The following is a 14,020-nucleotide window of genomic DNA, read 5'->3' as shown; positions in this document are numbered from 1 at the left end:
CGCGCGCCGAGCGGTAGCGCACCTAAAAGAGGGAAGGGACTTAATGACCGGGACCATCGAACGCACGAAGCGCGGCGACTACCGCCGATTCCAGCAGATTTCGACGCGCTGGATGGACAACGACGTCTACGGCCACGTGAACAACGTGGTCTATTATTCGTGGTTCGACACGGCGGTGAACCGGCTGCTGGTGGTCAACGGCGTGCTGGATATCCACGAGGGCACGACCATCGGTCTGGTGGTCGAGACGGGGTGCCGGTATTTCTCGCCGACGGCCTTCCCGGACGAGATCGAGGCCGGGGTGCGGGTGGCGCACGTGGGTTCAAGCTCGGTCCGCTACGAGATCGGCCTGTTCCGCAACAACGAGCAGGAGGCCGCCGCCGTCGGCTACTTCGTCCACGTCTATGTCGACCGCGAGAGCAAGCGGCCGGTGCCCGTCGACGAGAAGATGCGCGGCTTCCTGGAGAGCCTGAAGAGTTGAAATCTCCCTCCCCTTCATGGGGAGGGATGTCGGCGCCCCGGGTCCGACCGCAGGTCGGCCCAGGACAGGCTACGCGACGACAGGGTGGGGTCCGTATCCGAGCGCGCGGTTCCCCACCCGTCTCGCTTCGCGAGCCACCCTCCCAGAAGGGGAGGGAGAATTCCTCTAGTCGTCCAACCGGCCCATCAGGGCCAGGGCGCCGACCGCGGTCAGCACGCCGAGAGCAAAGGCGCCGATGACGGCGCCGGTGGCGACGGCGGTCGGGACCGTGACGGGGCGAGCCTCGTACCACTCGACGATATCGGCCTCATGCAGGTCGTCGTCGTGATAGCCCTCGGCTTGGTAGATGGCGTCTTCGGCGGTCATGTCGGGGCTCCGTCTGCTGATCCGAAATGCCTGTAAAGCTCTACAGGTTCCTGAATCGTGACACCGTCGCCGCCATCCGCTAGATCGCGGCTCCTACTTTCGACCCGTTGAGACGACCAGAGACCGAACCCATGGCCGGCCATTCCAAGTTCAAGAACATCATGCACCGCAAGGGGCGCGCCGACGCCCAGCGTTCCAAGCTGTTCTCCAAGCTGTCGCGCGACATCACCGTGGCCGCCAAGTCGGGCATGCCCGACCCGGCGATGAACCCGCGCCTGCGTCTGGCGGTGAACAACGCCAAGGCGGAAAGCCTGCCCAAGGACGTCATCCAGCGCGCTATCAACAAGGCGTCGTCGGGCGACGTCGATACGATGGAAGAGGTCCGCTACGAGGGCCGCGGCCCAGGCGGCGTCGGCATTATCGTCGAGGCCCTGACCGACAATCGCAACCGGGCCGCCTCCAACATCGGCGCCGCCTTCAAGAAGAACGGCGGGGCGCTGAGTGAGATGAACTCAGTCGCCTTCATGTGGGATCGTGTCGGCCAGATCATCTACAAGGCCGAGGCCGGCACCGAGGACGCCGTCATGGAAGCCGCCATCGAGGCGGGCGCCCAGGATGTCGAGAGCGATCTGGTCAAGCCGGACATCTACGAGGACGCGCCGGGCCATACCATCTGGACCGCCTTCGAGGACCTGAACGAGGTGGCCGAGGCCATGTCCAAGGTTCTGGGAGACCCGAAGTCGACCGCCATCGTCTGGAAGCCCCAGTCGGACGTGCCGGTCGCGGGCGAGGCCGTCGGCACCCTGTTCAAGCTGCTCGACGCGCTGGACGCCGAGGATGACGTGCAAAACGTCTATTCGAACGAGGACATCTCGGACGAAGACGCGGCGAAGTACGCAGGCTGATGGACTTCAACGGCGAACGCCGCAGGATTCCTCTGATAGAGGAGCCGAGGCGCCCGCCGTGGAAGGTGATCGGCATCCTGCTCGCCGGCGCGGCGTTGATCGCCGCCACCTGGATCGGGTTGGACCTTCGCATCGATTTTGTACCGGCCCAGACCGGAACAGCGCCTGCGCCTGAAAGCGGCAGACGGATCGTCGAGCCGGAAGAGCACGTCCAGGTGAGGCCGCCAGAGACCGCATCCGGCCCGACGCCGCGTCCCGGCGGCGGGCCGCGTTGGGCGAGGCAGTCGGTTCCCGAGTATCCGCGCGAGGCCATGCGCGCGGCTGGCCGCGGAGGCGTGGTGACGTTGACCTGTCTGGTCCAGCCCGATCGCTCCCTGGGCGCTTGCCGCGCCCTGAAAGAGGACCCGGAAGGCTATGGCTTCGCCGAGAGCGCGATCGAAGCCGCCGGGCGGTCGCGCACGACCGCCGAGGCGCGGCCCGGTGCGCGTGTCACCTACACCGTTCGTTACGTGACGCCGAAAGACTGACGGCGTCTCCAGGCTGGTCGGACCACGGCGCCGTCGAAGGTCTTACCGGGCGTAGGCCTTCACCAGCTCGAACAGGAAGTCCCGTCCTTCATACAGGGACCGGACGCGGATCCGCTCGTTCAGGCCATGCACGCCGCCGCCGTCCGGATCGGCGAACAGGCCGGTGACCCCATAGGTCGGGATGCCGGCGGCGTTGGTGAAGCGGCCGTCGGTGGCGCCCGGGCTCATCGACGGCAGGACGGGCACGCCCGGCCACAGATCGGCGGCGATGCGGCGGATCGGATCGACGATGGCGGGGCTCAGCGGCGGGGGCGGCGAGGTCGGATCGATGTGTCCGGAGATGGTCACCGCGACGCCGGGGTCGGCCAGCACCCGCTCCAGCTCGGCGCGCACCGCTTGTGGGTCGTGCCCCGGCAGGATGCGACAGTTCACATTGGCGGTCGCGCGCTGGGGCAGGGCATTGGGCGCATGGCCCGCGTCAACCATGGTCGCCACGCAGGTGGTGCGAAGCACGGCGTTCCACGCCGGATCGGCCGTCGAAAGCCGCTGCGCCGCCCGTTCGCGAATGTCGAGATTGGCGGCCGCAGCGACCTCGCGCATGGTCTGGGCGTGGGCGGGCGTGACCTCGGCCAGGGCGGAGAAATAGGCTCGGACCGTCGCGTTCGGCTCGGTCGGGAAGGTGTAGGCTCCCAGCCGGGTCAGGGCGGCGGACAGGCGGTAGATGGCGTTGTCCGGCACCGGCCGCGAGGAGTGGCCGCCCGGATTGGTGATCTCCAGCCGGTAGTCCTGATAGATCTTCTCGCCGGCCTGGATCTCCAGCGCCACGCGTTCGCCGTCCGCATCCAGACGGCCCCGCGCGCCCTCGTTCAGGGCGAACTCGGCTTGCAGCGCGTCGCGGTGATGCTCCAGCAGCCAGGAGACGCCGTTGAAGGTGTCGGAGGTCTCTTCGCCGCAGGTCAGGGCGATCTTGATGTCGCGGCGCGGGGTGAAGCCCTGCGCCTTCAGCCGGATCAGGGTGTCGACCCAGATGGCGGCCTGGGCCTTGTCGTCTTGGGCACCGCGCGCGTGGAAATAGCCGCCCTCCTCGACGAGGGTGAAGGGGTCGCGGTCCCAATCCTCGCGGCGGGCCTCGACCACGTCGATGTGGGCCAGCAGCAGGATCGCGCCGGCCGATGGGTCCGACCCGCGCAGCACCGCCGACAGATTGCCGTCCTTCGGCCGCTCCGTCGGGATCAGCACGCGGACGTCGGCGGCTGGATAGCCGGCGGCCAGCAGCCGCGCCGCCATTCGTTCGGACGCCAGGGTGCAGCTGCCCTCGGACAGGGTGGTGTTGGTCTCGATCAATTCCTCGTAGAGGCCGCGGAACGCCTGCTGATCGGGCCGGGGCGCGGCCTCCTGGGCCTGTGACGCAGCGGCCCCGAAGGCGACGAGGACAGCGGCGATCGCAGCGACGGTACGGGCGGAATAGGACATCAGGTTTCTCCCCAGCAAGAAGACGCTAGCGCGGCGCGGGGCCGCTGTCTCGGACGTTGCAAGACGGGGGACTGAACGGTCAGGATAGGGGCGGGGAGGCGCCATGACGCACAACTATGACGATCCGGCTGATGCGAGGCCGCGCGGCAAGACCGAGCGGTGGCTGATCCGCGCCTTCAGCGTGACCCTGACGGTCGCGGCCGTCGTGTCGCTGGTCCATCTCGTCGGCCAGTACCGGCAGGCCGGACCTTACCGCGCGACGCAGGCCGCCGAACGGGCGGCGCGGGACGCCCAGGAGGCGCTTGAACGCGAGCCGCCCGTGCCGACTCCCGCCGCTGAGGCGCCGTCGTCGGTTCGGCTCACGACCCCCGTCTCGCCCACGGGCCATCTCTCCTACGGCGATGCGCCCCCCGATACGGCGCAGCGCGGCGCATCCTCCGAACGCGAGAGCCGTGAGCCGGCTTGGGGGCCGCTGCGCTGGACGGTCCCGCCGACCTGGCCGTCGGTCGGAGACGACGCCTACCCGTCGGGCGTCACCCGAATGAGTGTCCGGTTCCGTTGCGACGTCAGCCGCGGCGGGACCCTGTCGAACTGTTCGGCGACCGAGGAGCCCGCCGGCACGGGCCTGGCCGCGCGGACGCGGCCGGCTCTGTCGGGCGCGCGCATGGAGCCGTTGACGGCCGGCGGCCGCACGGTCGAAGGCACGGTCACCCTCGGCGTGACCTACAACGCCACCCCCCGATGGGTGAGGCCGCCCCAGCCGCCGGCCGAGGCTGAAAAACCGCCCGCCGACGCGCCGCCGTCCACCGATCGGCTGGAAACGCCGCCGCCGCTACCGGAGCCCGCGCCGGTCGGCTGATCGCCGGAACCGCTACGCTCGGCCGCCGTTGCTCGCCCATGGATATGAGCGACCTGCCCGGCTTCACCCTTCCGCTTCTGGCCGCTGTCCTCGCCGGCGGGCTGATCGGCTTCGAACGCGAATGGCGGGGAAGGGCCGCGGGCTTTCGCACCCACATCCTGGTCTGCCTCGCCTCGGCCCTGCTGATGGAGGCGGCGGTGTCGCAGGGCGCCTGGCGGTTCCTGCCGGTCGCGGGCGCCGCGGTGGTGGCCGATCCGGCGCGTCTGGCGCACGGCGTCCTGACCGGGATCGGCTTCCTGTGCGCCGGGGTGATCTTCCGCGCGGGCTTCTCCATCCACGGCTTGACCACGGCGGCGTCGCTGTGGATCACGGCGGCGATCGGCCTGCTGTTCGGGGCAGGGCTCTACGGGCTCGGCCTCGTCGGGACGGTGCTGACGGTCGCCATCGTGGTCATCCTGCGGCTGGTCAGCCTGCGCCTGCCGCAAAAGGCGGTGATCGACGCCCAGATCATCTGGCGGCGCGACGCGACCGGCGCCGAGGATCGCATCGAGGCGGCGTTGGCCGGCATCGACCGCTCCTCCAAGGCGGACCATTTCGAAATGATCGACGGCGGCGCCGCTCTGCGCCGCAGCTTCCGCTTCAAGGTCGAAGGCGAGCCGGCCCTGAAGACGCTCGCCGCCCGGCTGCGCGGCATTGACGGCGTGATCGGCTATTCGCTGGATCCGCGCGACGACTGACCCCTGCTTGCCCCCCCCGCTTGATTGAAACCGTCGGACGGGCCTAGGTTTGGGATTCGTCAGTTTGCGGAGCGAATTTCATTGCTGAATTTTGATCTGGTCTGGCCCGTGCTCGCGGCCATGACGGCCGGGGGGCTGATCGGCGTCGAGCGGACCTATCACGGGCATCCGGCGGGTTTCCGCACCCACATCCTGGTCTGCCTGACCAGCTGCGTGTTGATGCTGGCGGCCATGCACCAGTCGACCTGGGCCTTCACCGCCCTGCCGGGGCAGAACGTGGTGATCGACCCGACGCGGATGTCGCACGGCCTGCTGACCGGCATCGGCTTCCTCTGCGCGGGCGTGATCTTCCGCGAGGGGTTTTCGGTCCATGGCCTGACCACGGCGGCGTCGCTGTGGGTCACCTCGGCCATCGGCGTGCTGTTCGGCGTCGGCATGCTGCAGCTGGCGCTGCTGGCGGCGGGCGCGACGCTGGCGGTGCTCGCCGTGCTGCGCCTCGCCGACGCCAAGCTGCCCCACATCGGCGTCATGGACGTGGTGCTGAAGTGGCGGCGCAACGCCGCGCCCGCCGAGCCCGTCGTCCGCAACCTGCTGCGCGACTCCGGCATGAAGGCCGTCCGTCTCGGACACGTCATCTCGCAGGACGGCAAGGTCCACGAGCACCACATGAAGGTGAAGGGCGCCATGCCGCTGGACATCGACGGCCTGGTCGCGCGCCTGTCGGAGGAGGATGATCTGGCCGGCTTCTCGGTGATGCCCAGAGACGAATAGAGCCGACGAGTGAACTCAGGTGCAGAAGGCGACCATGGCGTCCATGAACACCGCCATGCCGTTGCGGCTCCATAGCCAGAGCCCTAGCGCGGTCAGGGCCAGCACCGCGGCGCAGATGGCCAGCTTGCGCGTCATTCCGCCGGGACCGCTTCAGGCCGGAGCAGCGGCGCTTCCCGGATCGGCAGATTGGCGGCGGCGGCCAGCAGGCCCAGGGCGATCGAGACCATCCAGATCAGGTTGTAGGAGCCGGTGACGTCGAAGGCCACGCCCGCGGTCCAGGCGCCCAGGAAGGCGCCGACCTGGTGGCTCAGGAAGACGATGCCGCCCAGCGCCGACAGGTGCCTCAGGCCGTAGATCTGGGCCACCAGCCCGTTGGTCAGCGGCACGGTGCCCAGCCACAGGAAGCCGAAGGTCGCGGCGAAGACCAGCACGCTGACCGACGACAGGGGCACGATCATGAACAGGACGATGGTCACGGAGCGCAGGGCGTAGAGCAGGGCCAGCAGGTTCTTCTTGGACCGCTTCGAGCCCCAGGCGCCCCACAGCCAGGAACCCGCGATGTTGAACAGGCCGATCAGGGCCAGGGACCAAGCCCCGACCTCGGCGGGCAGGCCCTGGTCGCGGATGTAGGACGGCAGGTGGGTGCCGACGAAGGCGATGTGGAAGCCGCAGACGAAGAAGCCCGCGTTCAGCAGCCAGAACGAACGGTCGGCGAAGGCCTCTTTCAGCGCTTCGCGGATCGGCGGGCCGTCCTGCTGGCCGATCGAGGCGGGCGGCTTGCCCGCGATGCCGATCGCCAGCAGCGCGATCACGGCGATCAGGCCGGCCATGACGAACAGGGTCGGCCGCCAGTCCAGGGCGTCCAGCAGGCCCTGCGCGGCGGGCACGACCAGGAACTGTCCCAGCGATCCGCCGGCGGTGACGATGCCGAAGGCCAGGGTGCGCTTCTCGGCGGGCACGATCTTGCCGACCGCGCCGAGGATGACGGTGAAGGTACAGCCGGCCATGGCCAGGCCCACCAGGGCGCCGAAGCCGACGGCGAGGCCAAGCGCGTTCACCGCCGTCGCCGCGATGATCAGCCCGACCGCATAGACGGCGGCTCCGACCAGGGCGACGCGACCCGCGCCGTGCCGGTCGGCCCAGGCGCCGACGAAGGGCTGCAGCAGGCCGAACAACAGGTTCTGGCCCGCGACGATCAGGCCGAAGGTCTGGCGGTCCACGCCAAGCTCCAGCCCCAGCGGTTGCAGGAACAGGCCGAACGACTGCCGCACCCCCATCGACAGGGTCACGATCACCGCCCCCGCCAGGATCATGGTCCAGGCGCGGTTCGACAGCTTCGGGTGCAGGACGTCAGACATGGGCTTCGACTTCCTGCAGCAGGGCGATCAGGGCGGCTTCACGGTCGCCGAGAGTTTCGGACACCTTCGCCTGCGCCGCGCGCCAGTGGGGCATCGCGTCGTGCAGCTTCTCAAGGCCCGACGGCGTCACCGACAGGCGCTGCCCACGCTCGCCCTTCGGCGAGGCGGCGTCGATCCAGCCCTTCTTCACCAGCGGTTGCAGGATGCGCCACAGGGCGCTCTTCTCGTGGGCGGTGGCGTCCGCCAGCGCCGTCAGCGTCGGCCGGTCCAGCCGCGACAGGGTCCGCGTCACCGAGAATTGAGTGACCGTCAGCCCAACCGGCGCCAGCGCCTCGTCATACAATCGCGTCAGCGCGCGCGAGGTGCGGCGCAGCCGGCCGCAGATGCAGGGAGTGGTGTCCATTGCATACGCAAAGCATGACTTCATTGCGTATGCAATGGCCGATGATCGCATCCGGTCATTGTCCGTTAGGCATCTCTCGGGCAATAACGGAACGGATGGCGAACGAAACGACTCGGATACTCGGTCTGGATCCCGGCCTCAGACGCGCCGGATGGGGGGTCGTGGCCTCCGAAGGCTCGCGCCTGCGCTGGATCGCGCACGGCGTCGTGACCCCGCCCGAGACCGCCCCGTTCAGCGAGCGGCTGCTGCACCTGCTCGACGCCCTGAGCGCGATCTGCACCGAATACGCCTGCGATGAGGCGGCGGTGGAGGAGGTGTTCGTCAACATGAACCCGTCCTCGACGCTGAAGCTGGGCCACGCCCGCGCCGCCGTCATGCTGGCCCCCGCCAAATGCGGGCTGCCGGTCGCCGAATACTCGCCCAACCTGATCAAGAAGGCCGTGGTCGGCGCCGGCCATGCCGACAAGACCCAGATCGCCTTCATGGTGAAGCGCCTGCTGCCTCAGGCCGGGGACGTGAAGGCCGACGCCGCCGACGCCCTGGCCGTCGCCATCACCCACGCCCAGCTGCGCAAGCGCGCGCTCCTGACCGCTCTGCGAGGCGCGGCATGATCGGCCGTCTCAGGGGCGTGCTGGCCGAGGTCGAGCAGGATCACTGCCTGATCGACTGCGCCGGCGTCGGCTATGTCGTGGCGTGCGGGTCGCGCACCCTGCAGCGGCTGCCCGCGCCCGGCGACGAGGCGACCCTGCACATCGAATCGAACTGGTCCGCCGAGAACGGCCCGCGCCTGTACGGTTTCCTGACCCGCGACGACCGGCGCGCCTTCACCACCCTGACTGGCATCCAGGGCGTCGGCCCCAAGGCGGCGCTCAGCGTGCTGGATGTTCTGCCGCCCGGCGAGCTGGCGGCGGCGGTGGCGCGCGAGGACAAGGCGGCGGTGGCCCGCGCCAACGGCGTCGGCCCCAAGCTGGCCCTGCGCATCGTCACCGAGCTGAAGGGCAAGCCGCTGGGCGACACCTCCTTCACGCCCTCCGCGCCCGGCGTCCACGCCGAGGTCGCGCCCCCGGTCCCCAGCCTGACCGGCGAAGCCGTCTCGGCCCTGCTCGGGCTGGGCGTGGCCGAGGTCAATGCGCGTCGCGCCGTCGATCAGGCCCTGATCCGCCTGGGTGAGGACGCCGACCTGTCCGCCGTCATCCGCGCCGCCCTGCAGGAGCTGGGGCGTTGACCGACGATCGCATCATCTCCGCCGAGCCCGCCCCCGGCGAAGCCTATGACCGCGCCCTGCGGCCCCAGACCCTGTCCGAGTTCGTCGGTCAGGAGCAGACCAAGGGCAATCTGAAGGTCTTCATCGACGCCGCCCGCGCCCGCAACGAGGCGCTGGACCATGTGCTGCTGTTCGGCCCTCCGGGGCTGGGCAAGACGACGCTGGCGCAGATCGTGGCGCGCGAGTTGGGCGTCGGATTCCGCGCCACCTCCGGCCCCATCCTCGCCAAGGCGGGAGACCTGGCCGCCATCCTGACCAATCTCGAACCGCGCGATGTGCTGTTCATCGACGAGATCCACCGCCTCGCCCCGACGGTCGAGGAGATCCTCTATCCGGCCATGGAAGACCATGTGCTGGACCTGATCATCGGCGAGGGGCCGTCCGCTCGCTCCGTGCGCATCGACCTAGCGCCCTTCACCCTGGTCGGGGCCACGACCCGCGCGGGCCTGCTGGCGACGCCGCTGCGCGACCGTTTCGGCATTCCGATGCGGCTGGAGTTCTACACCCCGCAGGAGCTGACCCGCGTGGTCATGGGCACGGCGCGCAAGATGGGCGCGGCGATCACCGAGGACGGGGCGCTGGAGATCGCCTCGCGCTCGCGCGGCACGCCCCGGGTCGCGGGCCGCCTGCTGCGCCGGGTGCGCGACTTCGCCTCCGCCGAGGGCGCGACCTCCATCGACAAGCTGGCCGCCGCCCGCGCCCTAGCCCGGCTGGAGATCGACGAGGTCGGTCTCGACGCCAACGACCGTCGCTTCCTCAAGGCCCTGATCGAGAACTACGGCGGCGGCCCCGTCGGCATGGACACCCTCGCCGCCGCCATCGCCGAGGCGCGCGACGCGGTCGAGGACGTGATCGAGCCCTATCTGCTGCAGCAGGGCTTCATCCAGCGCACGCCTCGCGGCCGCATGGCCTGCGCGCGCGCCTACAGCCACCTGGGCCTGACCGAACCGCCCAAGGTTCCCCAAGCCGGCGACCTGTTCGGGGGCAAATAGCCTTCACCTCCACGCCGAACCCCGGCATGGTCGGAGCAGGGAGGCCGCATGGCGAAACGGACAATCCGCGTTGAACGCCTGATCACCGTGCTGGGCGTGGCCGTCATCCTGCTCGGCGCCCTGCTGGTCTGGCTGGTCAGCCGCAACGCCTTCGGACCGTCCGAGCCGACGCCCGAGCAACGCGCCCAGGCCCAGGTGCATCGGCTGGTCGGGCGTCAGGCGCGCGTCACCTATACGGAGACCGGCCGCCGTCGCGCGGTCTGCGGCTATATCCGCAACGGCGATGACGTGGTCGCCTTCATCTCCCGCCCCAACCGCCTGATGCTGGAGACCGATCCGCTGAAGGTCGAGTTCGACCAGCTGCAGGGCGATCTCTGCCCCGGCTTCCTCAAGCGTCACGAGGAACTGGTGCCATGATCGACCGTCCCACCGCCGGCCGTTTCGAGGGGCGCGAGCATCGCCTGCCGGTGCGCGTCTACTATGAGGACACCGACTTCACCGGTCTGGTCTACCACGCCAACTACGTCCGCTATTTCGAGCGGGGACGGTCCGACTGCCTGCGCCTGATGGGCATCGGCCATGCCGAGCTGCTGGACGGCGACCAGCCGATGGCCTTCGTGGTCTCGAAGATGAACCTGACCTTCCTCAAGCCGGCGCGCATCGACGACGAGCTGGTGGTGCGCACGTGGTATGAGGCGGTGAAGGGACCCCGGCTGCTGATCGCGCAGGAGATCGCGCGCGGCGAGGACGCCCTGTGCCGCGCCGAGGTCGAGGTGGTCTGCATTCACATGGATGGCCGGCCGCGTCGGCCCACCAAGACACTTGTTGAAAAGGTCCGCCCTTGGCTGGCTGAAGAAAGGAAGCCCTGACATGGCCCAGAACTCCGAGATGACCGGCCGCCAAGCCTGGACCCTGCTGGCCATCGTCACCCTGCTGGGCGTCCTGCTGCTGGGCGGCGGACTGGTCGGCTGCCCCTACTACAAGGTCTGGGAGCGGAGGATGGCCGGTCAGGCCGAGCTGGCCTACCAGCAGGGCGCCCGCCAGGCCCTGATCGCCCAGGCCGCCGCCGAGGACGAGGCGGCGATCAAGCGGGCCGAGGCGGCCACCCGCCGGGTGCGCGGCTGGGCCGATGCGGCCAAGCGCGGCTGCGAGGACCTGGGTCGCTCGAACGACCTCGCCTGCGAGAACCAGCTGCTGCGCGACGCCGCCACCTACTCGATCGCCAAGGAAGGCCACGAAGGCGTGATCATCAGCGTCGGCGCGCCTGTTTCGGTGGCGGTGCAGCCGAATACAGCGCGGCCGCAGGAATAGCCTGGGGCGAGAGCTCGGCCGCATTGCGAACCTGTCACGTGCACGAGCGTGACCGTGCCGCTACACGACGCTAAACCCGGCTGACGACATCTGACTCGCCACAGAACCGCCACGCCCGTCCGCTGCACAGGACGGACACGCAAGGACGCCTGAATGACCATCGCTGCAGACCCCTCGATGCTGAATCCCGTCGACCTGTTCCTGCGGGCCGACCTCGTCGTGAAGGCCATCATGGTCGGTCTGGCGATCGCCTCGGTCTGGTCGTGGGCGGTGATCATCGACAAGGCGATCCGCTTCACCGGCCTGAACAGCCAGGCCAACGCCTTCGAGGATGCGGTCGGCTCGGGCCGGTCGCTGGAGGAGATCGCGGCGCAGGCGGGGCCGAACCCCTCCCATCCCCTGCCGCGCATGCTGGTGATCGCCCTGTCGGACTGGCGTGAGGCCCGCACGCGCGGCCCGCTGACCGAGGGGCAGGGCAATCTGCTGATGGCCCGCATCGACCGCGCGCTGGACAGCCTGATCGCCCGTGAAGGGCAGCGGGTCGAGAACGGTCTCGGCGTCCTGTCGGTGGTCGCCACCTCCTCGCCCTTCATCGGTCTGTTCGGCACGGTCTGGGGCATCATGAACGCCTTCGGCGCCATCGCCTCGGCGGGCAACACCAATCTGACCACGGTGGCCCCGGCCATTTCGGAGGCTCTGTTCGCCACCGCCATCGGCCTGTTCGCGGCCATCCCGGCCTATATCGCCTACAACAAATTCTCGATCGACGCGGGCAAGTTCACCGGCCGTCTGGAGAGCTTCGCCGACGATCTGCAGGCCGCCGTGGCCCGCCGCCTGGGCGCGCCTTCGTCCGAACCGCGCCGGGAGGCCTGAGCCATGGCCATGGGTGGAGCAGGCGGAGGCGGCCATGTCCGCGGCCGCCGCCGGGCGCGCAAGCGTCCGCTGAGCGAGATCAACGTCACGCCGCTGGTCGACGTCATGCTGGTGCTGCTGATCATCTTCATGATCTCGGCTCCCCTGCTGACGACCGGCGTCGAGGTGGAACTGCCCAAGACCGAGGCCAGCGCGGTCGATACCGAGAGCCAACCGGTGACGGTCTCGATCAAGGAGAACGGCGAGATCTTCGTCGGCGACGGCGAGGTGCGCTGGGATCAACTGCTCGTGCGCGTTGCTGAAGAAGGCGGCGCCGACGCCCGCGAGAAGCCGATCTTCATCCGCGCCGACGGCCGCGCCCCCTATCAGGCCGTGGCCCGGGTCATGGCCCGCCTGTCGTCGGAAGGTTTCACCAAGCTGAACCTGATCACCGACACCGCCGCGACGCCCGGGGAGGGCTGACGGCGTGGAGCGGCCCGGAGTAGCTCTGGTCGGCGCCCTGCTGGTGCACGCCCTGATCGGCGCCGGCCTGGTGTGGATGGTGCTGTTCGCGCCGACGCCGCCGCGCCTGCCGGTCAACAACGCCATACCGGTGCAGATCGTGTCCGATACCCTGGTCTCCGGCGGCGGAGAGATCACGCCGAACGCCGAGCCGACGACCGAGGAGGCCACGACCGCCCCGGCCGAGGCGGTGGTCGAGCCGCCCCCGCCCGAGCCTGTGCCGCCTGCGCCCGCGCCGCGTCCGACTCCGCCGCGTCCCGCGCCTCAGCCGACGCCGCGCCCGCCGGAGAAGCGCCCCCCGACGCCCCCGCGACCCCAGCCTCCGCGCCCTCAACCTCCGCGCCAGCCGCCCCAGCCCAGCTTCGATCCGAACGCCAACGCGGGGCCGCTGCGCAACAATCCGGGCCCGGCCCGCCGTCCTCCGGCCGGCGGCGGCGGCGCGGGGCCGGTGCGGCAGAGCTCGGGTCCGCAGGTCACGGCGATGTTCCAGCAGATCATCCCGAACTGGACGCTGCCCTGCGACGTGCCCGAGGCCCGCAACCTGCGCATCCAGATGGACGTCACCCTGTCGCCCGACGGCCGCATCATGTCTGGCCCCACCCTGATCTCGCCGCGCTCGGACCCCGTCTGGCGCGCTTCGGCCGACGCGGCCATGCGCGCCCTGCGCCAGACCGCGCCGTTCGACGTGCCCGACGGCTTCACCGGCGGCGCCTTCCGCCCGACCTTCAACACCGAAGAGGCCTGCCGTAACCGGTAGGGGAGGGACCATGCTGACCCTAATCGCCGCGCTGCTGATCGCGGGACAGGACGCGTCCACGCGGACTCCGGTCGACCCGGCTCAGGCCGCCGTCGCGGCCTCGATCTTCCAGCAAACGGCCAAACACTGGTCCCTGCCTTGCGATCTGCCGGCCGTTCGCCGCCACAGCGTGCGGTTCGACATCGTGCTGGATCGTCGTGGCCGCATCGTCTCCGGGCCGACGCCCGTGCGGCCGCAGCTCGACGACCCGGATTGGCGCGCGGCGTCAGAGCGCGCTCGCGTGGCTCTGATCTCCGCCGCGCCGTTCGAAGTCCCGGCCGACTTTCCCGGCGGCGTCTATCGGCCCACCTTCTTCGCCGAAAGAGCGTGCGCGGCGGCTGACGAACCCTGACGGGGCCTGAAAGTCGCCCCAATCACGGCCATGCTGGCCATAAGCGACCGG

Annotated in this window: 20 protein-coding genes; 16 read left to right on the top strand and 4 right to left on the bottom strand. The window is 69.8% G+C overall.

Annotation, left to right across the window (positions count from 1 at the left end; genetic code table 11):
* Nucleotides 1-43: 43 nt before the first annotated feature.
* Nucleotides 44-481, top strand: a complete 438-nt coding sequence (locus AC1RRF_RS12790; RefSeq protein ID WP_492835101.1) for an acyl-CoA thioesterase — start codon at nucleotides 44-46, stop codon at nucleotides 479-481.
* A 165-nt stretch (nucleotides 482-646) separates the two neighbouring features.
* Here AC1RRF_RS12790 and AC1RRF_RS12785 read toward each other — a convergent pair whose 3' ends face one another.
* Nucleotides 647-847 carry a hypothetical protein gene (locus AC1RRF_RS12785; RefSeq protein ID WP_492835099.1) on the bottom strand — a complete coding sequence of 67 codons (201 nt, stop codon included), beginning with the start codon at nucleotides 845-847 and terminating at the stop codon, nucleotides 647-649.
* A gap of 131 nt (nucleotides 848-978) precedes the next feature.
* Between AC1RRF_RS12785 and AC1RRF_RS12780 the strand changes: the two genes are divergently transcribed.
* Together AC1RRF_RS12780 and AC1RRF_RS12775 are read left to right on the top strand one after the other, a co-directional pair.
* Nucleotides 979-1,752, top strand: coding sequence for a YebC/PmpR family DNA-binding transcriptional regulator (locus AC1RRF_RS12780; protein WP_492835097.1), 774 nt, complete (start codon nucleotides 979-981; stop codon nucleotides 1,750-1,752).
* A complete protein-coding gene (locus AC1RRF_RS12775) occupies nucleotides 1,752-2,279 on the top strand; it encodes an energy transducer TonB (protein WP_492835095.1) in 528 nt (175 codons plus the stop codon). The genes AC1RRF_RS12780 and AC1RRF_RS12775 overlap by 1 nt, the downstream gene beginning before the upstream one ends.
* A gap of 42 nt (nucleotides 2,280-2,321) precedes the next feature.
* Here the strand turns inward: AC1RRF_RS12775 and AC1RRF_RS12770 are convergent, their stop codons facing one another.
* Nucleotides 2,322-3,752 carry a M20/M25/M40 family metallo-hydrolase gene (locus tag AC1RRF_RS12770; RefSeq protein ID WP_492835093.1) on the bottom strand — a complete coding sequence of 477 codons (1,431 nt, stop codon included), beginning with the start codon at nucleotides 3,750-3,752 and terminating at the stop codon, nucleotides 2,322-2,324.
* 103 nt (nucleotides 3,753-3,855) lie between these two features.
* Between AC1RRF_RS12770 and AC1RRF_RS12765 the strand changes: the two genes are divergently transcribed.
* The 3 genes from AC1RRF_RS12765 to AC1RRF_RS12755 all read left to right on the top strand — a co-directional run bounded on the left by AC1RRF_RS12765 (nucleotide 3,856) and on the right by AC1RRF_RS12755 (nucleotide 6,119).
* Nucleotides 3,856-4,611, top strand: a complete 756-nt coding sequence (locus tag AC1RRF_RS12765) for a hypothetical protein (RefSeq protein WP_492835091.1) — start codon at nucleotides 3,856-3,858, stop codon at nucleotides 4,609-4,611.
* Nucleotides 4,612-4,655: 44 nt separating this feature from the next.
* Nucleotides 4,656-5,348: an MgtC/SapB family protein gene (locus AC1RRF_RS12760; RefSeq protein ID WP_492835089.1), complete on the top strand. Its 693-nt coding sequence runs from the start codon at nucleotides 4,656-4,658 to the stop codon at nucleotides 5,346-5,348.
* Nucleotides 5,349-5,429: 81 nt separating this feature from the next.
* Nucleotides 5,430-6,119 (top strand): MgtC/SapB family protein, encoded by a 690-nt coding sequence (locus tag AC1RRF_RS12755; protein WP_492835087.1) that lies wholly within the window; start codon nucleotides 5,430-5,432, stop codon nucleotides 6,117-6,119.
* A 131-nt stretch (nucleotides 6,120-6,250) separates the two neighbouring features.
* Here the strand turns inward: AC1RRF_RS12755 and AC1RRF_RS12750 are convergent, their stop codons facing one another.
* Together AC1RRF_RS12750 and AC1RRF_RS12745 are read right to left on the bottom strand one after the other, a co-directional pair.
* Nucleotides 6,251-7,477, bottom strand: a complete 1,227-nt coding sequence (locus tag AC1RRF_RS12750; RefSeq protein WP_492835085.1) for an MFS transporter — start codon at nucleotides 7,475-7,477, stop codon at nucleotides 6,251-6,253.
* Entirely contained in the window at nucleotides 7,470-7,880 is a 411-nt protein-coding gene (locus AC1RRF_RS12745; protein ID WP_492835083.1) for a MarR family winged helix-turn-helix transcriptional regulator, read from the bottom strand. The genes AC1RRF_RS12750 and AC1RRF_RS12745 overlap by 8 nt, the downstream gene beginning before the upstream one ends.
* 95 nt (nucleotides 7,881-7,975) lie before the next feature.
* Here AC1RRF_RS12745 and ruvC point away from each other — a divergent pair, with 95 nt between their 5' ends.
* From ruvC to AC1RRF_RS12695, 10 genes are all read left to right on the top strand, one after another.
* On the top strand, nucleotides 7,976-8,491 hold the full coding sequence (ruvC, locus tag AC1RRF_RS12740; protein WP_492835081.1) for a crossover junction endodeoxyribonuclease RuvC: 516 nt from the start codon (nucleotides 7,976-7,978) through the stop codon (nucleotides 8,489-8,491).
* A complete protein-coding gene (gene ruvA, locus AC1RRF_RS12735; RefSeq protein ID WP_492835079.1) occupies nucleotides 8,488-9,105 on the top strand; it encodes a Holliday junction branch migration protein RuvA in 618 nt (205 codons plus the stop codon). Before ruvC ends, ruvA begins: the two co-directional genes overlap by 4 nt.
* The gene (gene ruvB / locus AC1RRF_RS12730; RefSeq protein ID WP_492835077.1) at nucleotides 9,102-10,136 is read left to right on the top strand and encodes a Holliday junction branch migration DNA helicase RuvB; all 1,035 of its coding nucleotides are present in this window, start codon (nucleotides 9,102-9,104) and stop codon (nucleotides 10,134-10,136) included. Before ruvA ends, ruvB begins: the two co-directional genes overlap by 4 nt.
* Before the next feature lie 48 nt (nucleotides 10,137-10,184).
* Nucleotides 10,185-10,553, top strand: a complete 369-nt coding sequence (locus AC1RRF_RS12725) for a hypothetical protein (protein ID WP_492835075.1) — start codon at nucleotides 10,185-10,187, stop codon at nucleotides 10,551-10,553.
* Nucleotides 10,550-11,005: a tol-pal system-associated acyl-CoA thioesterase gene (gene ybgC, locus AC1RRF_RS12720; RefSeq protein ID WP_492835073.1), complete on the top strand. Its 456-nt coding sequence runs from the start codon at nucleotides 10,550-10,552 to the stop codon at nucleotides 11,003-11,005. The genes AC1RRF_RS12725 and ybgC overlap by 4 nt, the downstream gene beginning before the upstream one ends.
* 1 nt (nucleotide 11,006) lies before the next feature.
* Nucleotides 11,007-11,447: a hypothetical protein gene (locus AC1RRF_RS12715; protein ID WP_492835071.1), complete on the top strand. Its 441-nt coding sequence runs from the start codon at nucleotides 11,007-11,009 to the stop codon at nucleotides 11,445-11,447.
* 153 nt (nucleotides 11,448-11,600) lie between these two features.
* The gene (gene tolQ, locus AC1RRF_RS12710; protein ID WP_492835069.1) at nucleotides 11,601-12,320 is read left to right on the top strand and encodes a protein TolQ; all 720 of its coding nucleotides are present in this window, start codon (nucleotides 11,601-11,603) and stop codon (nucleotides 12,318-12,320) included.
* Between the two features lie 3 nt (nucleotides 12,321-12,323).
* Nucleotides 12,324-12,782, top strand: coding sequence for an ExbD/TolR family protein (locus tag AC1RRF_RS12705; protein ID WP_492835067.1), 459 nt, complete (start codon nucleotides 12,324-12,326; stop codon nucleotides 12,780-12,782).
* 4 nt (nucleotides 12,783-12,786) lie between these two features.
* Nucleotides 12,787-13,578, top strand: a complete 792-nt coding sequence (locus AC1RRF_RS12700; RefSeq protein ID WP_492835064.1) for a hypothetical protein — start codon at nucleotides 12,787-12,789, stop codon at nucleotides 13,576-13,578.
* Between the two features lie 10 nt (nucleotides 13,579-13,588).
* Complete coding sequence (locus AC1RRF_RS12695; protein ID WP_492835062.1) at nucleotides 13,589-13,969, top strand: hypothetical protein; 381 nt, start codon at nucleotides 13,589-13,591, stop codon at nucleotides 13,967-13,969.
* Nucleotides 13,970-14,020: the final 51 nt, after the last annotated feature.

The sequence above is a fragment of the Brevundimonas sp. GW821-FHT12C05 genome (assembly GCF_058807475.1).
The sequence above is the reverse complement of the archived record's forward strand: the minus strand, read 5'-3'. Positions and strand labels throughout refer to the sequence as shown.